This window comes from Streptosporangium sp. NPDC001681, assembly GCF_040298085.1.
Classification (GTDB): Bacteria; Actinomycetota; Actinomycetes; order Streptosporangiales; family Streptosporangiaceae; genus Streptosporangium.
In genome coordinates, this window is record NZ_JBEOZN010000041.1 from 50,526 (window position 1) to 73,217 (window position 22,692).

Annotated in this window: 24 protein-coding genes and 1 pseudogene; 16 read left to right on the plus strand and 9 right to left on the minus strand. The window is 66.9% G+C overall.

Going from position 1 to position 22,692, the window contains the following annotated elements; genetic code table 11:
• Window positions 1–4 precede the first annotated feature (4 nt).
• From ABT130_RS20220 to ABT130_RS20255, 8 genes are all read left to right on the plus strand, one after another.
• Window positions 5–583, plus strand: coding sequence for a WD40 repeat domain-containing protein (locus ABT130_RS20220; protein ID WP_350957240.1), 579 nt, complete (start codon window positions 5–7; stop codon window positions 581–583).
• A 269-nt stretch (window positions 584–852) separates the two neighbouring features.
• Window positions 853–1,431: a DUF6245 family protein gene (locus tag ABT130_RS20225; protein ID WP_350957242.1), complete on the plus strand. Its 579-nt coding sequence runs from the start codon at window positions 853–855 to the stop codon at window positions 1,429–1,431.
• Between the two features lie 278 nt (window positions 1,432–1,709).
• Entirely contained in the window at window positions 1,710–1,949 is a 240-nt protein-coding gene (locus ABT130_RS20230) for a hypothetical protein (RefSeq protein WP_350957244.1), read from the plus strand.
• Window positions 1,946–2,830: a tyrosine-type recombinase/integrase gene (locus tag ABT130_RS20235; protein ID WP_350957246.1), complete on the plus strand. Its 885-nt coding sequence runs from the start codon at window positions 1,946–1,948 to the stop codon at window positions 2,828–2,830. Before ABT130_RS20230 ends, ABT130_RS20235 begins: the two co-directional genes overlap by 4 nt.
• Window positions 2,827–3,159 (plus strand): helix-turn-helix domain-containing protein, encoded by a 333-nt coding sequence (locus ABT130_RS20240; protein ID WP_350957248.1) that lies wholly within the window; start codon window positions 2,827–2,829, stop codon window positions 3,157–3,159. The genes ABT130_RS20235 and ABT130_RS20240 overlap by 4 nt, the downstream gene beginning before the upstream one ends.
• 402 nt (window positions 3,160–3,561) lie before the next feature.
• Window positions 3,562–4,182, plus strand: a complete 621-nt coding sequence (locus ABT130_RS20245; RefSeq protein ID WP_350957250.1) for a hypothetical protein — start codon at window positions 3,562–3,564, stop codon at window positions 4,180–4,182.
• Window positions 4,183–5,041: 859 nt separating this feature from the next.
• Window positions 5,042–6,448 (plus strand): group II intron reverse transcriptase/maturase, encoded by a 1,407-nt coding sequence (ltrA, locus tag ABT130_RS20250; RefSeq protein WP_350957252.1) that lies wholly within the window; start codon window positions 5,042–5,044, stop codon window positions 6,446–6,448.
• 797 nt (window positions 6,449–7,245) lie between these two features.
• The gene (locus tag ABT130_RS20255; RefSeq protein WP_350957254.1) at window positions 7,246–7,635 is read left to right on the plus strand and encodes a hypothetical protein; all 390 of its coding nucleotides are present in this window, start codon (window positions 7,246–7,248) and stop codon (window positions 7,633–7,635) included.
• Window positions 7,636–7,808: 173 nt separating this feature from the next.
• Here ABT130_RS20255 and ABT130_RS20260 read toward each other — a convergent pair whose 3' ends face one another.
• The gene (locus ABT130_RS20260) at window positions 7,809–9,140 is read right to left on the minus strand and encodes a S8 family serine peptidase (protein ID WP_350957256.1); all 1,332 of its coding nucleotides are present in this window, start codon (window positions 9,138–9,140) and stop codon (window positions 7,809–7,811) included.
• A gap of 40 nt (window positions 9,141–9,180) precedes the next feature.
• Here ABT130_RS20260 and ABT130_RS20265 point away from each other — a divergent pair.
• Window positions 9,181–9,441 (plus strand): annotated as a pseudogene (locus tag ABT130_RS20265) (hypothetical protein); the annotation flags it as partial.
• Window positions 9,442–9,452: 11 nt separating this feature from the next.
• Here ABT130_RS20265 and ABT130_RS20270 read toward each other — a convergent pair.
• Window positions 9,453–9,833, minus strand: a complete 381-nt coding sequence (locus ABT130_RS20270; RefSeq protein ID WP_350957258.1) for a Wzz/FepE/Etk N-terminal domain-containing protein — start codon at window positions 9,831–9,833, stop codon at window positions 9,453–9,455.
• Between the two features lie 453 nt (window positions 9,834–10,286).
• On the opposite strand from ABT130_RS20270, the gene ABT130_RS20275 reads away from it, so the two are divergent.
• Both ABT130_RS20275 and ABT130_RS20280 read left to right on the plus strand, forming a co-directional pair.
• Window positions 10,287–10,679, plus strand: coding sequence for a hypothetical protein (locus ABT130_RS20275; protein ID WP_350957259.1), 393 nt, complete (start codon window positions 10,287–10,289; stop codon window positions 10,677–10,679).
• Window positions 10,679–11,596 (plus strand): class I SAM-dependent methyltransferase, encoded by a 918-nt coding sequence (locus ABT130_RS20280; protein ID WP_350957261.1) that lies wholly within the window; start codon window positions 10,679–10,681, stop codon window positions 11,594–11,596. Before ABT130_RS20275 ends, ABT130_RS20280 begins: the two co-directional genes overlap by 1 nt.
• Here ABT130_RS20280 and ABT130_RS20285 read toward each other — a convergent pair.
• From ABT130_RS20285 to ABT130_RS20295, 3 genes are read right to left on the minus strand one after another with little or no spacing between them, the layout of a single operon-like run.
• Window positions 11,504–12,832, minus strand: coding sequence for a lipopolysaccharide biosynthesis protein (locus tag ABT130_RS20285; protein WP_350957263.1), 1,329 nt, complete (start codon window positions 12,830–12,832; stop codon window positions 11,504–11,506). The genes ABT130_RS20280 and ABT130_RS20285 overlap by 93 nt on opposite strands.
• The gene (gene asnB, locus ABT130_RS20290; RefSeq protein WP_350957265.1) at window positions 12,829–14,271 is read right to left on the minus strand and encodes an asparagine synthase (glutamine-hydrolyzing); all 1,443 of its coding nucleotides are present in this window, start codon (window positions 14,269–14,271) and stop codon (window positions 12,829–12,831) included. The genes ABT130_RS20285 and asnB overlap by 4 nt, the downstream gene beginning before the upstream one ends.
• Before the next feature lie 47 nt (window positions 14,272–14,318).
• Window positions 14,319–15,491 carry a glycosyltransferase gene (locus tag ABT130_RS20295; RefSeq protein WP_350957267.1) on the minus strand — a complete coding sequence of 391 codons (1,173 nt, stop codon included), beginning with the start codon at window positions 15,489–15,491 and terminating at the stop codon, window positions 14,319–14,321.
• 426 nt (window positions 15,492–15,917) lie between these two features.
• Here ABT130_RS20295 and ABT130_RS20300 point away from each other — a divergent pair, with 426 nt between their 5' ends.
• Window positions 15,918–16,718 (plus strand): class I SAM-dependent methyltransferase, encoded by an 801-nt coding sequence (locus tag ABT130_RS20300; protein WP_350957269.1) that lies wholly within the window; start codon window positions 15,918–15,920, stop codon window positions 16,716–16,718.
• A gap of 167 nt (window positions 16,719–16,885) precedes the next feature.
• Here ABT130_RS20300 and ABT130_RS20305 read toward each other — a convergent pair whose 3' ends face one another.
• The 3 genes from ABT130_RS20305 to lgt form a co-directional block, all read right to left on the minus strand.
• Entirely contained in the window at window positions 16,886–17,074 is a 189-nt protein-coding gene (locus ABT130_RS20305) for a hypothetical protein (RefSeq protein ID WP_350921417.1), read from the minus strand.
• A gap of 498 nt (window positions 17,075–17,572) precedes the next feature.
• Complete coding sequence (locus ABT130_RS20310) at window positions 17,573–17,704, minus strand: hypothetical protein (protein WP_350957271.1); 132 nt, start codon at window positions 17,702–17,704, stop codon at window positions 17,573–17,575.
• A 145-nt stretch (window positions 17,705–17,849) separates the two neighbouring features.
• On the minus strand, window positions 17,850–18,710 hold the full coding sequence (gene lgt / locus ABT130_RS20315) for a prolipoprotein diacylglyceryl transferase (protein ID WP_350957273.1): 861 nt from the start codon (window positions 18,708–18,710) through the stop codon (window positions 17,850–17,852).
• On the opposite strand from lgt, the gene ABT130_RS20320 reads away from it, so the two are divergent.
• The 3 genes from ABT130_RS20320 (at window position 18,694) to ABT130_RS20330 (ending at window position 21,090) form a co-directional block, all read left to right on the plus strand.
• Entirely contained in the window at window positions 18,694–19,173 is a 480-nt protein-coding gene (locus tag ABT130_RS20320; RefSeq protein ID WP_350957274.1) for a hypothetical protein, read from the plus strand. The genes lgt and ABT130_RS20320 overlap by 17 nt on opposite strands.
• Before the next feature lie 584 nt (window positions 19,174–19,757).
• Window positions 19,758–20,264 carry a hypothetical protein gene (locus ABT130_RS20325; RefSeq protein ID WP_350957276.1) on the plus strand — a complete coding sequence of 169 codons (507 nt, stop codon included), beginning with the start codon at window positions 19,758–19,760 and terminating at the stop codon, window positions 20,262–20,264.
• A gap of 283 nt (window positions 20,265–20,547) precedes the next feature.
• A complete protein-coding gene (locus ABT130_RS20330; RefSeq protein WP_350957278.1) occupies window positions 20,548–21,090 on the plus strand; it encodes a hypothetical protein in 543 nt (180 codons plus the stop codon).
• Between the two features lie 487 nt (window positions 21,091–21,577).
• On the opposite strand, the gene tnpA is transcribed toward ABT130_RS20330, so the two are convergent.
• Window positions 21,578–22,006 (minus strand): IS200/IS605 family transposase, encoded by a 429-nt coding sequence (gene tnpA, locus ABT130_RS20335; RefSeq protein ID WP_350957280.1) that lies wholly within the window; start codon window positions 22,004–22,006, stop codon window positions 21,578–21,580.
• A 24-nt stretch (window positions 22,007–22,030) separates the two neighbouring features.
• Here tnpA and ABT130_RS20340 point away from each other — a divergent pair.
• The coding region (locus ABT130_RS20340; protein WP_502992179.1) for a nuclease/transposase family protein at window positions 22,031–22,692 on the plus strand (662 nt) is incomplete at its 3' end.

Sequence of the window (22,692 nt, forward strand, 5' to 3'; positions counted from 1 at the left end):
CTCGGTGGCGTTCAGCCCGGACGGCAAAACCCTCGCCACCGGCAGCCTCGACAAGAGCGTGAAGTTGTGGGACGTGGCCGGCCGCGAAACCATTGCCACCCTCACCCACACCGACTCTGTCTCCTCGGTGGCGTTCAGCCCGGACGGCAAAACCCTCGCCACCGGCAGCCTCGACAAGAGCGTGAAGTTGTGGGACGTGGCCGGCCGCGAAACCATTGATACCCTCACCAACCACACCGAGAGGGTCTCCTCGGTGGCGTTCAGCCCGGACGGCAAAACCCTCGCCACCGGCAGCTTCGACGAAACAGTCCGGTTGTGGGACGTGGCCGGCCGCGAAACCATTGCCGTCCTCACCGACCACAACGGCGGGGTCTCCTCGGTGGCGTTCAGCCCGGACGGCAAAACCCTCGCCACCGGCAGCCTCGACAAGAGCATGAAGTTGTGGGAGGTGGCCAGCCGCGAAACCGTTGCCACCCGCACCGGCCACACCGGCGAGGTCTCCTCGGTGGCGTTCAGCCCGGACGGCAAAACCCTCGCCACCGGCAGCCTCGACAAGAGCGTGAAGTTGTGGCCGGCCCGCTGACTCAGTAGATCATCACCGCTGCAGCCCTACCGCCAAAATCCGGTCCGATCCTCCCCGGAGGCCGCACCGGGCCCGCCGCGACATGCACCGGCTCACCCGGTGATCGGACCTTGCCATATGGAAAGCTCCGAAGGGCGCAGCCGGATGCGCCGGGCGGCCACGCGGCGTTGCCCCTCACCGGAGAGCCGGGGGTCCCTCGCGCGCCCGCGCGTAGGACCCCTCTCAAAACTCCCTGGCGTCCATGGCCTGCGGACCTACGGTGGGTGCCCATGACTCTCCCCCCGCTCTCTTCCGACGAGCCCGCCTCCGCCGTCCAGCTCGGTGCCGCCATGGTCGCCCTGGGCCTGTACGACGGGACCAACACCGCCGCCGAGCACGCGAGTGAGGCGGCCCGGCTCGGCGGGCCTGGCCCGTACCGGATGCGGCTGGCCAACGCGCTGCTCGGCGCGGTCCAGGTCGAGGCGATGCTCGCCGAGAGCGCCGCAACCGGCACCGAGGACCTGGCGGCCGCGCACCGCCAGCAGCTGGTGACCGCGGGCGTGGCCGACGACCCGGACAAGCTCACCGGCTTCCTGCGCTGGCAGGCGCTGCGGGTGGCCGGCCCCCTGCGGCTGGTCGCCCAGGACCCGTCGACCGGGCCGATCCCGCTGGCGGCCGCGCACGCCGCCGAGGGCCTGCAAAAGCTGCTCGGCGTCATCGGCGCCGGGCAGGTGCCCGACGTGGAGACGGTCATCGAGCACCTCGCCGAGATGCGGGCGGCCCGCGAGTGCCTCGTTGCCGCGATCGGCAACGTCGACATCCTGCTCGACATGCTCAACGGCATGACGGCGCTGCTCGGTGAGGACTGATCCGGCCTGCCGTCGGCGACGTCGACCGGGCGGCCGCCGACCGCGATCAGGTGACCTGATCGCCTATCTTGCTGCCGGGACCAGATGTGTGGCCAATTGCATCCGATGCGAATACGCCAGCGATGGCACGGGCTCCTGAGCTGGGCCTGCGGGGAGGGCTTACGGCGGGAATGAGATTCGCCGAAAGGGGCGCGTGGGGCTGACCTGGGTGGTTCATTGGCACTCGCATCGGATGCGAAAAATTCGCATCAAGCGGGAACCCTTGGAGGCGGTGGCCGGTGGGCGCGGAGGGGGTGGGGCCGGGGTCGGCGCGGCTCCATCTGGTCGGCGGGGTACCGTTGCTACGGCCGGAGGAGCAGGTGTTCGCGGCAATGTTGGACGGCTGGCGGAACCAGCAGCTGGCGCGGCGGCTGGCGTTCTCCACGGTGGAGGGCCGGGAGCGGGACGTGCGGATGTTCGCCGCGCACGTGGGGCGTTCCCGTGGGCGTGGACGCCGCAGATGGTGGATGAGTGGATGACCGATCTGCGGGCGGTGCGGCGGCTGCGCCGCTCGACGCTGCGGACGCGTCAGTTGTCGGTGAAGCTGTTCTGCCACTACATCACCGATCCGGCTTACGCGTGGCCGACGGAGTGCGAGGCGCGATTTGGGACGCATCCGGTCCAGGTGGTGCACGAGTGGAACGCGATCACCCACGTCCAGGACGCCGAGGGAGACCCGGTCAAGCGAGCGTTCACGCCAGATGAGCTGCAGGTGTTCTTCGATCACGCCGACGCCGAAATCGCGCGGATCCGCAACGCCGGCCGCAAGGGCTGGCTGCCCGCCTTCCGGGACGCGACGCTGTTCAAGACGGCCTACGCCTATGGGCTGCGCCGCAACGAGGTCCGGATGCTTGACCTGGCGGATTTCGGCCGTAACCACTCGGTTCCTGAGTTCGGTCACCGGGGCGTCTGCTACGTCCGGCACGGCAAGGCGATGCGGGGTTCACCGCCAAAGCCGCGCAGCGTACTGACGGTGTTCCCCTGGTCGGTTGACGTCCTGGCTGAGTGGACCGAGGAGTTCTGGCCGCTATTCGAACGCGAGACCGCGGCGCTCTGGCCGACGGAGCGGGCGGATCGGATCGGCCTGGACCGGATCGACCATCGGTTCGCCGACTACCGCGACGCCCTTGAACTGCCCGAAGGGCTGGACTTCCACTCCCTGCGCCGCTCCTACGTCACCCACCTGATCGAGGACGGCTGGGACGCTTTGTTCGTCCAGCAGCAGGTCGGCCACGAGCACGCCTCCACGACGTCGATCTACACCTGCGTGTCCTCGGACTTCCGGACCCGCACCCTGCGCCAGGCCCTGGACGCCACGATGGAGACCGCACTGAACCCGGCCAGCAGGAGGGCACGATGAAGCGGCAGGTCGACTATCGGTGGCGGCTACGGGAGATCATGGCCGAACACGGCATGTTCCGGGTCAGCGACCTCATGCCCCACCTGGCCGACCGGGGGATCGCCTTGTCGTCCTCGCAGGTTCACCGGCTGGTCAGCGGCACTCCCGAACGGCTCTCCCTGCCCGTCTTGGCCGCCCTCTGCGACATCTTCGGGATCGGGCCCGGCGACCTGATCGTCACCACCGCGCAGAACGCGGTCCGCAAGACCGGCACCGCCGACCGAGCCGCAGGCGTCGTCGACCTCGCCAGCCTGCGCCCCACCCGGGCACGCATCCGGCCCGACGCATGACATGGGAGATCGTCCCCGACGAACCGTCCGACGGCGAGACGCTCGACGCGGCGACGCTCGACCGCCTGCATCGGACGCTCCCACCGCCGCGCGATGACCCCGCCTACCGCGCCTGGCTGGCCGACCAGCGGGCCTGGCGGAACCACGACCGGCGCGCACTCGAACGGCGCCTGCGCGCCCTCTTCGACGACGGCACTGGCCACGACCATCCCGCCCTCGCCCCGCTCGGCTGGGACCTGATCGCGATGCCTGATCCTTCCCGCGGCCTGGTCTGGCTCGACAACAACCCCCCTGGTCAGCACCTACCTACGCGGCCTTGCCCAGGGAACGATCCCCCTCACCCACCAGGGCCTGCACGACCTCGGCAGCTGGCGGACCGCTGCCCACCTGCGCGACCTGCTCATGGCCACCGGCGCGCTCCCCGCGATCGACCGGCAGATCACGCACTTCGAACGCTGGTGCCAGCACCGCCTCGCCGAGATCCCCGACCCCGACCACGCCCAGCTCCTGCGCGGCTTCGCCCGCTGGCGGCTCCTGCCCCGCCTTCACTCCCGGGCCCGCCACAGCCCACTCAGCACCGGCTCTCGCAACTCCGCCGCAGGCAACATCAACGGCGCCGTCGCCCTGCTGACCTGGCTCGCCGACCGCGACACCGCCCTCGCCGATCTCCGACAAGCCGACATCGACGCCTGGTTCGCCACCGGCCCCGACACGCGCCGCAGCCGCGCGTTCCTGCGCTGGGCCATGACCGCAGGCCATGCGCCCCGCCTCGCTTTCCCCGCACACCGCCAGACGCCGAGCGCCCCGATCAGCCAGGACCGGCGTCTCCAGTTGCTCCGCCGGTTCCTCACCGACGACACCATCGACCTGCGCACCAGGGTTGCGGCCTGCCTCATCCTGCTGTTCGCTCAGCCCGTCACCCGCCTGCTGCGTCTCACTCTCGACGACATCCTCGACGACGGGCAGATGTTCTTGCTGCTCGGCACCCCGCCCACCCCGTCCCCGAGCCGTTCGCCGCCCTGATCCGCGAACTCGCCGACCACCGCGCGAACATGAACACCGCGGCCAACCCGCGATCAGCAAGGACGCCCTGAAGAAGATCAGCGGGGAGTTCCGCTTCTGGCGGCTTCACCACTGGATCGGCTCGACCTTCGCTCAATTGGCCAAAGCGATCGACCCGATCGTCAGCGGCTGGATGCGGTACTAGTGCGCCGCGAGGCGCTGTTATTCCGTATGGAGGTGAAAGACCGCCATCTATTCGTCGTCGTAGCGGCGAATTGAAGCTGGAGGAAGCCTGACCCGGGAGTCGCCGGGGAGGGTGGGAGCAGCCTCGACAAAGTCGCGTCGGTTCGGAACTGTCGGACGGGCCGGGCGCGGTGAGCGAGACGGGAAGGTATACGTGAGGAACCGGTGTTGTTACGCCTCTTGAGCATCCGCCAGCTCTAACCCGACGGATTCGGGCTGGTTAGCGGCGCGCACCCGCACCTTCCAATCGGGAGGTTCGGGGAACTCTCGGCAGGGTCTTAGTAGCTCGGACCGGGAGGCCATGGTGAAAGGCTACGGCGTAACCATGGCGATGCCGCAGGGGTAGAGCCGGGTGCCTAACCCGTCAAACGGATAGCAGTGAACGCGGGAACCATCCGTTTCCGTTCCATGCTTCACCTTCAGCCAGAGGGAGAAGGTGGGATAGGCGCGACGTCGGCTGAAGGCGCGGATGGGGCGGAGCCGCCGTAGTACTCCGAGCCGGGGAAAGCCCGTGCACATGGGGAAGGGCGGCAGCGTGTCAAGTCAAGGAGGGAAAGCAATGTCCGAAGATGCTCCGATGAACGTCGGAGCTGTGGGGTGGCCTGATCCTGACACGGCGCACTTCACGGTACGGAGAATGCAGACCAAATTGCATCGCTGGGCGATCGATAATCCCGATCGCTGTTTTGGCGACCTGTTCAACCTCGTCTACGACCCGGCGTTCCTGGTGGCCGCGTGGGAACGCGTGTCCACCAATAAGGGCGCTAAGACCGCAGGGATCGACAAAGCCACCGCTGCCATGGTCGAATCCTGGGTCGGGGTCGAGGCTTTCCTGGAGCAGATCCGGGACGCGCTGAAGTCAGGTGAGTTCCGGCCGGTCGAGGTACGGCAAGTGATGATCCCGAAGGGTAATTCCGGGAAGTTCCGGAAGCTCGGTATCCCCACTGTCGCTGACCGCGTGGTCCAGGCAAGCCTGAAGCTGGTGCTCGAACCTATCTTTGAGGCGGACTTCAGACCGTGCTCATATGGGTTCCGCCCTAACCGTCGAGCGCATGACGCGATCGCCGAGATCCACCTCCTCGGGTCCAGTGGATACCATTGGACTCTGGAATGCGATATCGAAGCCTGCTTCGATGAAATCGATCACACGGCTTTGATGGATCGCCTGCGGAAGAGGATTAAGGACAAGCGCATCTGCTCGTTGGTGAAGGCGTTCCTGAAGTCCGGGCTTCTCACCGAACTCGGAAACAGGGAAGAGACCCACACTGGGACCCCACAAGGGGGAATTCTTTCGCCGTTGCTCGCCAATATTGCCTTGTCGGCGCTGGATGAACATTTCGACCAGCTATGGCAACAGAAAATGGGCACGGACGGGCAGCGGCGCCAACGTAAGAAGAAAGGCCTCGGGAACTGGCGGCTAGTCCGCTATTGCGATGACTTCGTCGTTATGGTGTTCGGTGAACGTCATCATGCAGAGGCCTTGCGTGAAGAGGTGTCGGCCGTGCTCGCCCCCCTGGGATTGCGACTGGCACCGGAGAAGACCCAGGTGGTCCACCTTGATGAGGGCTTCACGTTCCTCGGCTTCGATATCCGCCGGATGCGGAAGCGAGGAACCAGCAAGCACTACGTCTATACCAAGCCGTCCACGAAAGCCGTTCAGTCGATCAAGGACAAGGTAAGGGCCAAGACGTACAGGTCAACCCGCTATCAGGATCTGGGTGAGCTGCTCACCGACCTGAATAGATCCCTCGCGGGGTGGGCGAATTACTTTCGGCACGGTGTGTCCAAGGCGATCTTCAGTGTCGTTGACTCCTTCACATGGAATCGACTGATGCGCTGGATACGCGCCAAGTACAGAGGACGAACCGGGCTGTCCATGAAGGAACTCCGTCGCCGCTTCTGCGATCAGGGGTGGAGATTCGCTCACAACGGGGTCGTATTCACCGGCGCGGCCAGCGTCGCTGTGACTCGCTACCGCTATCGCGGCAGGAACATACCGACCCCATGGACCCCGAAACAGGCAGCCGCCCCGACAAGCAGCTGACCAGCGGGCAAGACACGTGGAGCGCCCGGTGCGGTGAGAGCCGCACGCCGGGTGCGGCGAGCGGGTCGGGGAAACGGGCTGGCCGTGAGGCCGGCACCGCGCCCCGACCCGACTCAACCGGCGCGTTCTACCGCACCGCCCTGCATCCCCTCCTGCAACGCATCAACTCCTACCTGGTGCGCTGGATCCGCAACAAGTATCGACGGTTGAAATCGGTTAAGAAGGCCCTCCGTGCCTACTACGGCGCGACAAAGGCCTACCCCGCCATGTTCCGGCACTGGCGGTGGACACCGAACGCCTGGCGAACAGGATGACAAGAGCCCGGTGACGGGAGACTGTCACGCCGGGATTCTGTGGGAGCCCGAGGCTGCGATGCCTCGGGCCACCCGACCGCAGGTCAAAGCTCCCTTAAGGACCTTCGGGCACAGCTTGGAAGGTGGGCCGCTGACCTGCATGTCGGCCCTTCACTCGGGTCCGCGTGACCGGCCGCAAAGTAGCGAGAAAGACCAGTTCACAGCCTCCCGGCAGCATCCTTGATCAGGATGCGAAGCCATAGCGCTCCGCGGCCGTCTGGAATGCCGGCCTTCTCGCGGGGCCGATGAACAGCCACGATGCGGTCCAGGCTCTCTGTCAGATGATGGAGCCGATCACTCACAGCTACTTTGCCCCTGGTGGCGTCGACCCGAGTGGAGGGCCTTCAAGAAGCGACGCGGCAGCGCATATGTTTGTGGACGACCGTCGCCGACGAAAGCGTGGAGATCGTGGCGGAAGATGGCGTCCCCCCTGCCCGCGGCAGTGTGACCACTGCCTGGATCGGTGTGGCTCTGGCCGCGGCGTCTCTGCTGAACTACCTCGTCTGGCTGGGGTGGGACCGGGAACGGGTCGTCGAGCCGGACGGGAGTCTCAGCGGCCCCTATGAGCCGTGGCAGGTGGTCGGCCTGGTGGTCTGCCTGGGAATCCTCGCCGTCCTGGCCGGCAGGCTCGGCCTCCCGAAGATCGGCACGATCAGTGTCGCGGGCGTGATGTGGCTGTGCTGGTCGATCGACGCCGCGATGTCGGACGACAGCGGTCTGTGGGCCGTGGGCGCGGTGATGTTGTTGCCCGCCGTCCTTCTCGGTGTCGGTCTGGTCGCGTTCCTCGCGGCTTCCCGCAAAGCCACGGGCCGGGAAACTCGGCCCGACGAGTGACCAACGCCCGCCGGGCGGTTGCCCGGGCTGTCGGCACTCGCCGGTGCGGGTTTCCGGCCGACGGCTCCGGCGCCGTGACGCGGCCGGGGTCTCCGTGTGGCCCTGCCGGTGGTTCTGGCGCCGGCCCGGCCGCTCGGCCGTACGGCCTGCGAGCCCCGGCTCTCCGTATCCGTTCATTCGCGCGGTGGCGGTGGAGGAGACGGTGGCAGGCCCTGCCATGGGGGCGGACCCGTCGGTGGTGGAGCCGGTCGTCCGGAAGGCTGCGCGTATGGTGGAGGTCGCTGATACCCCTGGTGGGGATGGTACGGCCCCGGTGGGGGCGGCGCTCCGTGTGGCTGGGGTGGCGTCCCGTGTGGTGGGTGCGGCGGTCCGGCCATGCTTGCCCGCCGCCAGCGGCGGTTGCGGATTATGAGGACGATGACGACGACCAGGATCAGCACCATGACGGCCACCTGGATGGCGGCACCGACGGGATCGGTGACGGTGACCTCGATGAAGGGTTCGTCGTCGGCCTCGCTCCGGGAGGGCCGGGGAGTCGGGGTGGGGGAGGCGGGAGGCGTGCCGAGCGGGTTGGCGTCGACCTGCCGTGTTCTGGCGGTCAGGGCCCGCACCGGATCGACGACACCGTAGCCGGAGAATATGTCGCGCCCCTTGTCGTCGCGGTCCTTCGCAGTGCGGATCAGCCGGTTGACCACGTTGTTCGCGTCGAGGTCGGGGTACTTCGCGCGCACCAGGGCGGCCACCCCCGACACGATCGCCGCCGCGTTGCCCGTGGTATCGCTGACGAGGTAACCATTGTTCGACATCCGCCGGGGCGCGGGATGGATGATTCTCACGGCGGGAGCCGCGAGCGCCAGCTCACGGCCGGTTATGGAACTGGACCAGGCGCTTCCGGTTCTGGTCGTACCGGCGACGGCGATCACACCGGGGATCGAGGCGGGGCACTGGACACCGACACCGTATTTGCGGTCACCAGCCGGCGCGACGACCGCGACGTCCTTGCGGAGCGCGTAGCGGACCGCTTCGTACTCCTCCTGAGAGCAGTGGTTGAAGGACACCGAGATGTTGATCACGTTTGCGCCGTTGTCGGCGGCCCACCGGATGGCTCGGTCGAGGGTGTCGGAGGTGGGTGACCTGCCGAGGTTGACGGGCAGGATCCTGGCATCGGGCGCGATGCCGAGCGAACGCATGTCGTTGCCGCCGGGGCCGACGATGAGCCCGGCGACTCCGGTGTCGTGGCCATACTCACCGGTGTCCTCCCGGCCGTCGGCCGCCGCGGCCTTGTCGTAGGAGCGCCCCCGAAGAACGCGTCCCTTGAGGTCGGGGTGGTCGGCGTCGACGCCGCTGCCGAGGAGGGCCACCACCACCCCTCTGCCCCTGGACAACCGGTGCGCCTGCTCGACCCGCAGGGTGTCCAGATGCCAGGCCAGCCCGCGAACGGTGTCGGCCCGCGCGGGGGTGGCGAGCACACCGGGGACGACGCAGGAAAAGAGGACTGTCGCCACGGCCACACCGGCTCGAATCAGCCGTCGCGAGGCCTTCGATATGTACATACGGCTTCCCCGGCTCGGGAGTTCTGCGGCTTGGGATGTTTCTCAGCCTGCCGTACTTGATCATGACCTGGCAACCGATGCCGGTGGCGGCCCGGATTCTCACCGCGCTCCGATCCGCTGCCGCGTTCGTTTCGCGAACGATGGTGTACGACCGGCCGGTGCCACGCGGGGCCGCATCGGTCCGAAGGTCGCCGAAGGGCCGACGGTGATCCAGCGCAACGGCCGGATCTTCCTCACCTACTCCGCCGGCGCCACCGACGCCAACTACTGCCTCGGCATGCTGACCGCCTCGGCCGAGTCGGTGACGGTGGCGCGCAGCAGTACGGTATCGGGCACGGCCTCGGCCTCGGCGTTCGCCCGCAGTCTGTCCACATCCTCGCCTTCGGCGATGGCCTGAATCACCCTCCTGCTGGTGAGCAGGTTCGCGTACGACTGCATGCGTTGCCGGGAGAGCAGGGCGGCCTGGTAGGCGGTGATCGTGCCGCCCTCCTGGTTGCTGGCCGAGACCAGCATGGAGATGTTCGCGGCATAGGTCGGAGGCGTGCCGGCGGTCAGCGCCAGTGCCGTCACCACCGACAGCGCCGGCGACCCGGCGATGAGCGGCCAGTTCCTCCACAGAAGCCACAGACAGGAGAGCAGGTTCACCGCGGGACTCCGTCTTTCGCGATACTTGTCGGCGGAAGTGGTGGCTGTACTGGATTCACCGCAACCTATTCCGCCAATACTGGACATTAAGCGTTTACTGCTTTTTGGACGTACGTTTTCGATTAATCGCCCGGCCGCACCGGCGCTGCATTCCTCGTATGATCGGTCGATTACGATAAGTTATATTCGCTGTTTTGAGGACTTCGGGTAACACGCTGTGCGTGCGCACACTCTTTGCGGCGAGATTAGCGTGAGTGGGCGAGAAAATCAGCAAGGCGCTGAGGGGGCCGCTGCGATGGCAGGGGTGATGCTGCTGAAACGGCCTTCGCCGGACCATGTCATCGTATCGGCGATATTCGCGACGCCTTTCCTTATCGCCGCGATGGTGTGGTATCCGTGGTCGACCGCCCTGCTGGCCCTCGGGGCCTGCGGGCTCGCGCTGGTGCGGCGCCCGTGGCGAGGCGGCCTGCTCATGGTGCCGCTGGCCGCCGTCGGCGGCACGGCACCTTCGCCGAGCAGGCCGCTCGCTCCCCCCAGCTGGGCATTTTCATCAACACCCATAACGACTACCTGCGGCTGGCCGCCGAGACGGGCATCGTCCCGGCGCTGCTGCTGCTGTTGCTCGTCTACCGGGCGATCCGGCGGGCCACGGGCACGTACGAGCACGTCCTGGCCAGCGCGGTCGTGCTGCTGTTCGGCAACACGCTGTCGAACCTGATGGCCAGTGTGCCCTTCCTGGGTCTGCCTGGGAACGCTGCTCGGGGCTCGGCATCTCGAAACGGCCTACGTGACGACTCACCGAACATCGCCGCGCGCGGCGCCAGGCACATGACAGGAGCACGGTAATGGACGACAACCTTCTGCAGATCCGGCGGGGCGACAGGTTCGCCTTCGGCCGCAATTGGAAGGCCTTCGCCAACCTCGTCGACGAACGTCGCATCCAGAACGCGATCGGCTCGCTGCGGGAGGCCCTGGACGTCGAGTACCTCGCCGGGCGCACCTTCCTCGACGTGGGGTGCGGCAGCGGCCTGTTCTCCCTCGCCGCGCATCGCCTCGGAGCCCGCGTGCACTCCTTCGACTTCGACGCCGAGGCGGTGGAGTCCGCTTCGCGGCTGCGGCACGCCTTCGCCCCTGACGCCTCCTGGACGATCGAGCAGGGATCGATCCTGGACGCCGACCACCTCGCGCGGCTGGGGACCTTCGACGTGGTCTACATCTGGGGAGTCCTGCACCACACCGGGGACATGTGGCAAGCCTTCGACAACGCCGTCGAACTCGTCGCCCCCGGCGGACTGCTGTTCGTCTCGCTCTACAACGACCAGGGCTGGGAAAGCCGGATCTGGACGGTGGTGAAGCGACGCTACAACCGGTCGGGACCGGTGATCCGGGGCGCTCTGATCGCCGGCAGCTCGGCCTATATCCACCGGGCCTGGCCCCTGTTCCAAATCGGACGGCTGCTCACCGGCCGGCCCCGTCCCACGGCCGTCCGGCCGCGGGGCATGTCGCGCCGGCACGACATGCTCGACTGGGTGGGCGGCTACCCGTTCGAGGTCTCCAAGCCCGAGCAGGTCCTCGCCCGCGCACGTACGCACGATCTCAGCCTCCTGCGGCTCAGGACATGCGGGGGCGGACTCGGCTGCAACCAGTATCTGCTCCGGCGGCCGGGTGGGTCAGCCGCCGTGCAGGAGCCCGCGGATTCGACGGACGATCTCGCGCATCTCAGCGGCACCCGGGATCAAGCACCGCAGGGGCACTCCCGTTGAGCGCACGAACCAGCCTGTCTGGGCGGCGGCGAGCGCGGTATAGGCGACCGTGGAGGCCAGAGCACACCCGGTGACGCCCATCCCGGGGATCAGCAGGACGTTCAGGGCGAGGTTCGTCAGCAGTGCCGCGCCGTACATCAGCGAGGTGAGCAACGGCAGGTTGAGCCGGAGCAGATAGGCCGCGGCCGGGCGCGCCGCCGCGGCGGCCGCGACGCCCGGTGCGAGCACCAGCATCGGCACGGCGCACCCCGCGAAAGCCTGGCCGGCGGCCGCGATGACCAGAAACGGTCCCGCCAGGCAGAAAAGGATGATCGACAGGACGGCGAGGAGCACGGTGATCCGGATCGTCCGTGCCGTGTACGCCGCAGCCGTCTCCTGGCTCGACTCCATCTGCCGGGGCAGGGCGATCTGAACCACCGCGTCGGTCATGGCCCGCAGCAGCTCGGCCGGCGTCACCGCCATGGAGTAGATCCCCACCGCCGCCGGCGTGCTCATGGCGTTCAGGATCAGGACGTCGAGCCGCAGCAGCAGAAAGTGACAGACGGAGCCAAGGTGGTAGCGCAACCCGCACGACAGCGTGCGGGCGGCCAGCCGCCATTCGCGCGGCCGGCGTACGGGCAGGGACGGCAGCAGCGACAGGAGGTGCACCGCGGCGGAGACGGCCCATATGATCAGCACCCACTCGACGGTGAGTCGCCCGAGCAACCCCAGGGCCGCCAGCGCGGAGCACTGGAAGGCGGCGCCGGCCAGCGAACCCCGGTTGACGACCCCGGTACGGCCGTGCAGAACGTACACGTTGTTGAGGTAGACGACCGCCATCATGACGGGCACCGCGGCCAGTCCCCAGATCAGCATGGATCGATCCGCCGCGGGCTCCGTTCCGGCGCCGGTATGGAGCACGGCGGCGAAGGCGGCCCCCGCGGCCGCCACGCCTACGGCGAGTCCCAGCCACAGGGCGTTCGCGGTGATCGCAGGCCGGTTGTCCTCCTGTGCCCACAGGGCCGTCTGGGACTTCTCCACCGACAGGTTTCCCACGGCTGTCGCCGTGGTCGCAACGGTGATGATCACCCAGTAGGCGCCGCGGTCGCCCGGTCCCAGGGCGCGGGCCACGATGATGCTGGTGAGGCCGCCGGCCACGACGAGCATCAGGCGGGTCAGGAGAAGGTGGGCCAGGCGAGTGGCGATCGCGTCTCGGCGGCGTCCGGGCGCGGCCGAGGGGAGTGTCGGGGCGTTCACATGGATCGCAGTCGCCGCTGACCGTCCACCGTCGGCCGCACTGCCGGTTGTGCGGGCAGGTGGGTTCGATGCCAGAGCTCGAACTGCATCAAAGTCCAGATGCGGTTGGAGTGGTCTCGCCCGCGGGCGTGCTCGGAGAGCAGGCGGGTGACGGCCCGTGGATCGAAGATCCCCCGGTCACGGGCGGTGGCGTCGGTGAGCAGATCGTGTGCCAGGGGGCGCAGCCCGGTCCTGAGCCAGGAGGTCAGCGGCACCCCGAACCCCATCTTCCGGCGCTGCAGCAGATGCGCGGGCAGCCAGTCCGCCAGAGCGCGCTTGAGGAGGTACTTCGACGTCCCCCTGCGGATCTTCAACTCACCGGGCAGGCCTGCGGCCCACTCCATCAGGACATGGTCCAGGAAGGGGGAGCGCGCCTCCAGCGAGTTGGCCATCGTGCTGATGTCGACCTTCACCAACAGGTCGCCGGGCAGGTAGGTGTTGACGTCGACGTCCATGACCCGGGTGAGATCGCAGCCGGCGAACGGCTCGTCGAAGTGCCAGGCCAGGGTAGGCAGCACGTCCAGCTCCGAGTGGTCGGCGCCGTAGCGGGCGGCGACCTGCCTGGCGTGCTCCCGCTCGTCGAAACCGGTCTCCTCGAAGCCGACGCAGAACGTGCGGACCGGTTGCGGTGACTGCCGTGCCATCGCCGCGACGACCGCGGAGGAGTCGACTCCCCCCGACAGGAAGGCGCCGATCGGGCGTTCCCCGATCATCCGCAGCCGGGTGGCCTCCAGCAGCAGCTCACGCAGCCGCTCGGCCTCCTCCGCCGCCACGACGGAGCCCAGGCGGGGAGTGGCATCCAGCCGCCAGTAGCGGTCGACGCGCACCTGGCCGTCCTGCCACACCAGAGTCGAGCCCAGCGGGAGCTTGCCGATGCCCTCGAAGATCGACCAGGGAGCCGGAACGTACTGGAACGTCAGGTAGTGGTGGAGGGCGACCGGGTCGACCTCGCCGCGCCACCGCGGGTCGCCGATCAGGGCCTTCAGCTTGGAGGCGAAACGCAGCGAGCCGGACCGCATCCCCCAGTAGAGCGGCTTCTTGCCCACCCGGTCGCGGGCCAGCAGCAACCTGCGCCTGCGCCCATCCCACAGGGCGAAGGCGAACATGCCGCGCAGACGATGTACGAAGGCGTCCCCGTGTTCCTCGTACAGGTGAACCAGGCACTCGGAGTCGCCGCTCGCGGCCATGCTGTGTCCTCTGCCCAGCAGTTCGGCACGCAGTTCGGCGAAGTTGTAGATCTCGCCGTTGAACACCGCGACGACCGTGCCGTCCTCGCTGTAGACAGGCCGGTCACCGCCGGCCACATCGACGACGGCCAGGCGACGCATCCCGAGCACGGCCGAGGGCTCCACGTGCAGGCCACTCCCGTCAGGGCCGCGGTGCGTGATCGTCTCACACATGCCGCGGACCGTCTCCGGATCCACTCCGCTGGAGCAGCCGGCACCCGCTATTCCGCACATCGCTCCTCCAGAAGCCGTCGGTACAGAACCAGGTGCTGGTCGATCATGGAATCCAGGTTGAGGTTGTCCAGCGCCCAGGCGCGCGCGGCGGAGCCAAGGGACGCGCCCAGGCGGGGGTCACGTAACACGCGCTCCAAGGCGTCGGCCAGTGCCCGAGGATCCGCCGGGGGGACCAGCAGGCCGCGCCCGCTCAGCAGTTCGCAGGTCCCGCCCACCGCGGTGGCGACGATCGGCTTGCCCGCCGCCATCGCCTCCATGACGGCGTTGCTCATCCCCTCGTGGAGCGATGCGAGCACCATCACCGACGCCCGGCGCATCAGGGCCTCGACGTCCCGGCGAAGGCCCAGAAGGCGCAGGTCCACGCCCGAGCTCTCCGCCTGCCGCAACAGGGCATCGCGCTCGGGCCCTTCGCCCGCGAGCACCAGGGTGCACGGCATACCCCGGGCGGCCAGCAGCGCGACGGCCTCGATGAGGAAACGGTGCCCCTTGTACGTCTTCAGGTTGGCCACACTGCACACGATCGGCAGGTCGGTGCTGATCTGAGCCGGCGCGGCGGGCAGGAAGGCCGACTCGGGCAGGCCGTTGTAGATCACGCTGAGCTTTTCGGGCGGGAGGTTCTCCACCCTTCTGGCGCTCTCCGCCACGGCCACGGCGTTGGCCACCACGTGCCGCGTCAGCCGGGTGGCGACGCGTTCCAACGTGTAACTCCCGTACCGGACCCGCTTGAAGACACTCAGGCTGCGCCGCCCCGCCACCACGACAGGCACCCGGGCAAGCCAGGCGATCGGCGCGCCGGCCACATAGGCGTGGTACAGAAAGGCGTGCAGCACGTCAGGTCTGAGCCGCCGTATCAACCTGACGAGGCGTGCCGCCGCGAGCAGGTTGCGAGGAAATGCCATGGGACCCGTCGACAGCCCGGTGAATCTGGCGTTGTGCACGGAGATGCCCTCGCGTTCGAGCGCGTCACGGTAGGGCCCGTCCGAGTACAACGTCACCACGTCGACCCCCACACCGCTGCGGATCAGTCCCGTGGCCAGAAGGAAGAGCTGCTTTTCGGTGCCACCGACCTGGAGCTGCCCGATCAGCAACACAACGTGGCGTGGTCCGCCGGGCGCCCCTTCCAGGGACAAGATCGCCCCGCGGCTACTTTTCGCTTCCATGCTCTTACCTTGGGTGATCGACGTCGGCATGTGGGGGACTGTCCATGGCCGACGAGTGTGTCGCGGAAAGGAATTTCGACTGTGTTTACGCGGTCCGGACCGTCTCAGGACGATCTCTCAGGTCAGATCGCCTGCCGGAACCGTACGTAACAGCCTTCCGTTACGCGCCGGACCCAAAGGGCTCGCATCCGGTATGGATCGCGTCGACCCCTGCCGTGAGAGATCACCCTGCCGGCAGGTCCCGCCTTCGACCGCGCGGAGAGATCGACGATCGGCAGACGGCGGTGTCCCGGTTCCGGGGCCAGGAACTCAGGCCTGTCCGCCCGGTGCGGGCATACGAACGAACACGCTGGATGAAGCGGCCTGATCACCGGTTTGCTCTTGGAATCAGACGCTGATCCGCGGGGGGCGGGTTAGCCTTCGAGCATGGCCAAGAGCGATCGGGAAAGGTTGCGCGAGACCTTCACCGAGGACGCCGAACTGTACGACCGGGCTCGTCCGGGCTATCCGGCCGAGCTGTTCGACGATCTGGCCGATCTGGCCGGGGTCCGTGCGGGATGCCGGGTGTTGGAGATCGGTTGTGGCACGGGGCAGGCCACCGTGCCGCTGGCCGAGCGGGAATGTCAGATCATCGCGGTGGAGCTCGGTGCGTCGATGGCCGCCGTCGCCCGCCGCAATCTGGCGCGTTTCCCGCTGGTCGCCGTCGAGAACTCGGCATTCGAGGATTGGCCGCTGCCGCGACAGCCGTTCGACGTCGTGGTCTCGGCGACGGCGTTTCACTGGATCGACCCGGCGGTGCGGGTGGAGAAGGCAGCCGACGCCCTGCGCGTCGGGGGTGCGCTGGCCACGATCAGCACGCATCATGTCGCCGGTGGCAGCCAGGACTTCTTCCGTGAGGTGCAGGACTGTTATGAGCGCTTCGACCCGTCGACCCCGCCGGGGCTGCGCCTGCACGCCTCAGCGGAGATCCCCGCTGACAGCGCGGAGCTGGACCGGTCGGCACGGTTCGGGCCGGCCGTCTTCCGCCGCTACGAATGGGAGCTGTCCTACTCGACCGCACGGTATCTGGACGTGCTGCGCACCTACTCCGGTCATCGAGCGCTGGAGAGCGGAGCGCGGGCTGATCTCCTGAGCTGTATCGGGTCTCTGATCGACGAGCGTCACGGCGGCCGGATCAGCAAGCGCTATCTGACCGAGTTACGAGTCGCGCATCGTCGTACGTGCTGAAAGAGAAGTACATCAATCTCAATGCGACCAGCGCCCCCTCCGTCGTCGGATGCTCTGCCGGCGAGACGCGGTAGACGGGCGACCCGGCGGCGGTGCCGTCTCGTGGTGACGGCCTCGTTCTGGAGGGGAACGAGGCCGTCGGCATTTCCGGACCTGTGCGGCTACTCCTAGAGGATGCCGATGTTGCCGTAGTCGAGGAGCATCCCGGTCCCGATTCCGTTCCCGAGTCCGATCCCGAGTCCGTCCCACGGGTCGGAGGGGGAGGCCGTCGCGTGAGCCGGACCGGCGGCTAGCGCGGGCGCGGCCAGGACGGCGCCGAGAGTGATCAGCCCAGCGGCGATCGTGGTGCGGTTCATCGCGGTCTTCTCCTTTGGGCGAGGGTGGCCCGCCTGTCGCGGGTCACCTCTCCGTTGCTGTGCGCACTCATACGACTACCTGGAGAGAGCCGGTTCAACTTGGGACGACATCCGGACAGCCGTTGGAGTTCGGGGCACTCCCGCAGCTGTCCGGCCTGAGCCGCGAAGGGAAGGGGCTTCCGCTATGTATCGAACACGTGTCCCCGTTCGGGCCGCCTCTCCGGGGAGAAACCGGTCCGACACCGGAGGGTGCGGGTGGTCCGGCCGGTGGTGCCGTTAGCCGCCCATCTCGTCCCACCGGTCAGAAGACCTGGAGGTCCAACTTTTTTGCGTACGGCCGGTTCCGGTGCTCGGCCGGGGCCGCACCGGTTCGTCACCGAACCACGGGGGGAGACGGCGAATTCCAGGCCCGGGAACCGGCGCGCCGGCCGGAAGGCCGGTCCGAGCGAGCAACGGCCTGGGCGGAAGTGCGGGCCGTGCCCGAAGCTCATCTGGGCGTCACAGGTCGATCTCGTGGGTGTCGGGAAAAACGGCGCCGTCGTGCCGGCAGCGTCCACGCTCCTCGTCACCGGAACCGTCACCGGCACCGCGCAGGCCTCCGCCCCAGGCGTCTGCGCGTCGGCCTGGCACGTCGCCCTTACCTCCGCCACGGCCGGCGATTGCAAGTGGATCGGGAACGCGGGCTTGGCCCGCTTCTCCCGTACCAGGCCATCAGGATGAAGAAGCCTCAGTGACGGCAAGGCCCGCCGTATCCAGGTGGCGCCATCGCGTGGGGTCACTTCACCTCGGCGGGAACCCGTTCATCGCCCAGAGACTCCTTGGACCTCTTGTTTCGGGTCAGGTAGACATAGGCCATCGCGCCCAGGAACAGAGCGATCGATGTCCACTGGTTCAGCCGCATCCCGAGGATCTCGTTGGCCGGGTCGACGCGCAGGCCCTCGATCCAGAACCGGCCCGCGGTATAGCCCGCCACGTACAAGGCGAAGAGCCGACCGTGCCGCAGCGCGAAGCGACCGCCGATCCAGATCAGTGCCAGCGCCAGGCCCAGGCTCCACAGCGACTCGTAGAGGAACGTGGGGTGATAGGTGGTGACGCCCGGCACGGTCCCCGGACGGCCCGCATCGATCTCCAACCCCCAGGGTAGGTCGGTCGGGCCGCCGAACAGCTCCTGGTTGAAATAGTTGCACCACCGGCCGATGGCCTGGCCGATGGCGACGGCCGGGGCCACGGTGTCGGCGACCGCGCTCAAGGCGATGCCCCGGCGGCGGCAAGCGATCCACACGCCCACCCCACCCAGGGCGACGGCGCCCCAGACACCCAGGCCGCGCCAGCCCGGTCCGGAGTCGCTCCAGATCAGGATCGTGTCGATCGGCCGGTGGGGGGCATCAGGCCCGAAGTACAGTTGCCAGTCGGTGATGACGTGGTATAGCCGCGCACCCACGATGCCGAACGGGACTCCCCACGTCGCCAGGTCCAGCATGGTTCCCGGCGCCCCACCGCGATTCCGCCAGCGGCGCTCGGCGACGACGACGGCCACCACGACACCGAGAATGATGCAGATCGTGTAACCACGGATGGGCAACGGCCCCAAATACCAGACCCCTTCGGAGGGACTGGGAATGCTGGCAAGCGACATGGCAGGCAATCTAGTGCAGCCCGCCGCGATCACACATCCCACCGAAGTCCATATTTCGCATGCCTTCACCGCCCTGGCGGCAGGCGTACGACGAATGATCCTGTTCATCGCCTCGAAGACCACGGCTGCAGGTCAGATGGTAGGACGCCTGGGACTCGAACCCAGAACCTACGGATTAAAAGATCGATTTTGCGTTGTTCTGGATCGTTCAATGCAGGTCAGATGGCACGCGCGGTCCGTCCTGAACGGTTCTGAACGACCCTGTATTGCAACCCACAGTGCAACCTCGCTGTCGGTGGGCGGGGCTAAGACATCGAAGCCGCAGACCGTCGATCGCCCCCGACCTCGAACGGAGACCAACCATCATCAGGCGATCGTACGGGCGATATTGGTCCGGCGCCGCATCACGGGTTCAAAGGATGTAGAAGTCACTCGATCGGAGGGGATGAACTTCTGGCACTGAAGGTGCACTCCTTTCAGGGGACTGTCTTGCAGAGGACGATGTTCTTCGCTCTCGCACCGATCTTCTTCTGCGCCGTGGAAGCAGGTAGCCTCAGAGCGCGCGCTCTTTCCTCTTCCGTACGACGCTCGGCCTCCGCTTCTCGTGCGAGGCGGGCTGCTTTGATCTGGGGATCGGGATTGCACAAGGTGTCATATTCTGCCTGCGCGCGTGCTCGGTTCCGCTCGAAGTCCTCGCGTGGCTCTGACGCTCCCGCCAGCGCCAAAGTCGGCATCACTGCTAGAACACCGAGCATGCGCTTAGCGAATTTGACCATATGTTGCAGTCTCCAAGAGAGCAGATCTGTGACATCAGATCACACTGAGGTGATCTCGTGCGCCCAGCAGAGCAGGAGGTGAAGCCGTGACATAGCGATGGATCTTGCTGTTTGTAGGCTCGTCGTCGCTTGCCGGTGGAAGTCCGCACCTCGTCTTGGACATGATGCTCCGCGTCTACGCCAAGTGCAACGACGGTCAGTGCGAGGTCGCCAACCGGCGAATAGAGGGCGCTCCAGCACCATGAATGATCGATGGCGGGATACTGGCCCCGTGGAATTACCCGCGGAACTCAAGGAGCGTCTGGCCGAGCTTAGGGGCGAACTCCTTTGGGGTCGGCTTTCTGGGACCGTGCTGGATGCGGGGTGGCTGGCCTGTGAGCTCATCGAAGCCGGTTTGGATACGCCTGCGGTCTGTGAGCTCGCAGGCCAGGTGTTGTCCATCGGGCCGATGACCGAAGTTGAGCCGCTGGTCCGTCAGGTGATGGCGGAGGGCGGCTTCCCGCCCATCGATCTGCAGCGCACGGCGTGGGCGGTGGTTCGGGATGTAGCGGAGGGCGTGGCCGATGGCACACTGCCCATCGGCACGGGTTCGGACTTCCTGATCTCTGAGCTCAGGGACAGATGCGATGACCCCGAGGAAATCTTCTGGCTGATGATGCTTATCGATGACTGGGAAGCCGTCCGTGAAACCCCGCCGACTGACGATGAGCTCCGAGAGCAAGCAGGAAAGATCACCGGTTCAGGGCGCATCTGGGCTGGTGTAGGGAGTGCCCCCTGAGGGATTCGAATCTGCGACCGCCGGATTAAAAATGGAGGGCGCTTATTGGTCTTCGCATAGCTTCGGCCTGGCATTTTGGGTAATGCTTCGGTTCTACTCGGTGTGCGTAATCCGCGCATAGTTCGGATCTTGATATCTGGCTCTCCTGTGTCCCCGGCGATCCGGCTGTCTCCCGTACGGTCAGGCATGAAAGCTAGTCTTTCCGTAAATAGAAAGATCATGGTAGATATCACCTATGCGTCCCACCGGCCCTCCCATGCCCGGTAAGCCTGGCAACACGTTGATGGCGGTCCTGCTCATCATCGGTTTGACCGTCCTCTTTGGTGTCGCTGTCGTTATGACACTCATGCTGGTGATGTCCAGCTCAAACCAGGCTGACCTCGACCCTGCAGGGTCATCGGAGACCTCCGCGCCTTTGGCGCCGGCTATGCCAAGTGAAGTGACTACCGATAGCCCGGCAGAAGAGGACTACGAAGAGGAGCGCCTCCCGGCCGGTGCCGCGGTCCCGCTCTCGGTCAGCCAGAAAGACCGCGACGAACTGGCCGCCGCCGCACGCACCGCAGCTGACGGCTCGGGAGATCCCGACAGAGCGGGGAGGATCATCACCAGCGGCACCATCTACTACGGAAAGGTCTACGGCAAAACCTCGGAAACCGACAGCTATTACGTAGTCGCCTCGCTCGACAGCGTGTACTTCTGGACGTTGCAAGGGGAGGGACCTTGGAAGTATGAGGGCGTTTTCGACGCCAGGAAATGCGGTCCACCAGTGCCTCTCGCCCTCACCCGAGCCTGGGGAGTGGGCGGCATGTTTGGCAAGCCTTGCTGAGCATCCCCATACAGTGGGCCTGCCCCGTTCAGTACCTCGGTGCTCGGTGGGCCGGTGCTGAGACCGGGGAACGCGCCCGCACCGTCATCAGGAACGAAGCGTCAGCGCGTCGATCGCCCCAGTCACACGTGATGGCCCACCCATCTGGGCGATCGTGAGGCTGGTAGTGGTGCGGGGTGGAGGTGTTGCTCAAGGTCTATGCCAGGTGCGTCGACGGCCAACGCGAGGTGGCCAACCAGCGCATGTCAACGACGGCCGAATTTGACCCCCTGGCGCCGCCTGGGTTCTAGTGCTTGTCGCAACACCCCAGCTCGGGGAGTGCGATGGACTTCGAGATCCGCAAGATCCGGTCACCTTAGGGGCGTATGAAGCTGACCCGTGAGCGGGAGGCCGCCTTTCGCGTTTCAGCGTTATCTAGCGAGGAACCCCGGGCGTTCATGCCCGGGAGGAATCGCTTCCCGGTCCTGGGGTTGTGAACGTCTGGTCGTCAGCCCGGGCGTTTCTGATTTTCGATGTACTCCTTGATGATGCTCAAGGGTGCGCCGCCGCAGGAGGCGGCGAAATAGGACGGTGACCAGAAATGGCCGCCCCACAGATACTTATGGATATGTGCCGGATACTCCTTGCGCAGTAGCCGGGCGGACACGCCCTTGAGGCTGTTCACCAGCGTCGAGAGGGCGACCTTGGGTGGGTAGTGCACAAGCAGGTGCACGTGATCTTCCTCGCCGTTGAACTCGACCAGCTCCGCCCCGAAACCGTCGCACACCTCGATCATGATGTCTTCGCAGTGACGCAGGATCTCGTCGGTGAACACACCTCGCCGATACTTCGGGATGAAGACCAAATGCGCGTGAAGCGCGCAGACCACGCTTCGGCCTCTTCTGATGTCGGGGTTCGGTTCCCATCTCGGTGACATGGACCTCATGCCAGAGTGTTCGATGTGAAGCTGGTGGTGCAGGTGAGACTCCTGCCGACGCCCGAGCAGGCGGCGGCGCTGGAGGCGACTCTGCGCGCGGTCAATGAGGCGGCCACCTGGGTCTCGACGCTCGCCCACGACCAGCGGGTATTTCGCAATTACGACCTGCGCAGGCACGTCTACGGGCAGATCAAGGACGACTACGGGCTGGCGGCTCAGGCCGCGCAGCATGTCATCAAGAAGGTCACCGACGCCTACGCCACGCTGCACGCCAATGTCCGCAACGGCCAGGTGGGCAGGCCCGGCTCCGCGCGGCGCGAGCGGGTCTTGGCCAAGCCGATCGTCTTTCGCCCCGGCGCGGCCCAGCCGTTCGACGACCGCTGTCTGTCCTGGCGGATGGACGCGCGGACGGTGTCGATCTGGACCACGCGCGGGCGGATGAGGAGCGTGGCGTTCACCGCCTCGGCCGATCAGCTCCAGATGTTGGCCGCCTACCGCAAGGGTGAATCGGACCTCGTGTATCGCGATGGCATGTGGTTCCTGATCGCCACCTGCGACCTGCCGGACGTGCCGGTGCGTACCCCGGACGGGTTTTTGGGGGTGGACCTGGGGATCGCGAACATCGCGACTACCAGTGGCGGGGTTCGCCATAGCGGCAAGGGCCTGAACGCGGTCCGTCACCGCCA

Bases quoted from the DNA above. Each gene is read 5' to 3' on its own strand.
- ABT130_RS20245 (WP_350957250.1), top strand. From the start codon at position 3,562: ATGGCCACCGGCGCGCTCCCCGCGATCGACCGGCAGATCACGCACTTC.
- ABT130_RS20235 (WP_350957246.1), top strand. From the start codon at position 1,946: ATGACCGATCTGCGGGCGGTGCGGCGGCTGCGCCGCTCGACGCTGCGG.
- ABT130_RS20330 (WP_350957278.1), top strand. From the start codon at position 20,548: ATGGCGGTCCTGCTCATCATCGGTTTGACCGTCCTCTTTGGTGTCGCT.
- ABT130_RS20225 (WP_350957242.1), top strand. From the start codon at position 853: ATGACTCTCCCCCCGCTCTCTTCCGACGAGCCCGCCTCCGCCGTCCAG.
- ABT130_RS20295 (WP_350957267.1), bottom strand. From the start codon at position 15,491: ATGGAAGCGAAAAGTAGCCGCGGGGCGATCTTGTCCCTGGAAGGGGCG.
- ABT130_RS20320 (WP_350957274.1), top strand. From the start codon at position 18,694: ATGCTGGCAAGCGACATGGCAGGCAATCTAGTGCAGCCCGCCGCGATC.
- ltrA (WP_350957252.1), top strand. From the start codon at position 5,042: ATGCAGACCAAATTGCATCGCTGGGCGATCGATAATCCCGATCGCTGT.
- lgt (WP_350957273.1), bottom strand. From the start codon at position 18,710: ATGTCGCTTGCCAGCATTCCCAGTCCCTCCGAAGGGGTCTGGTATTTG.
- ABT130_RS20280 (WP_350957261.1), top strand. From the start codon at position 10,679: ATGGACGACAACCTTCTGCAGATCCGGCGGGGCGACAGGTTCGCCTTC.
- ABT130_RS20240 (WP_350957248.1), top strand. From the start codon at position 2,827: ATGAAGCGGCAGGTCGACTATCGGTGGCGGCTACGGGAGATCATGGCC.
- ABT130_RS20300 (WP_350957269.1), top strand. From the start codon at position 15,918: ATGGCCAAGAGCGATCGGGAAAGGTTGCGCGAGACCTTCACCGAGGAC.
- asnB (WP_350957265.1), bottom strand. From the start codon at position 14,271: ATGTGTGAGACGATCACGCACCGCGGCCCTGACGGGAGTGGCCTGCAC.
- tnpA (WP_350957280.1), bottom strand. From the start codon at position 22,006: ATGTCACCGAGATGGGAACCGAACCCCGACATCAGAAGAGGCCGAAGC.
- ABT130_RS20305 (WP_350921417.1), bottom strand. From the start codon at position 17,074: ATGAACCGCACCACGATCGCCGCTGGGCTGATCACTCTCGGCGCCGTC.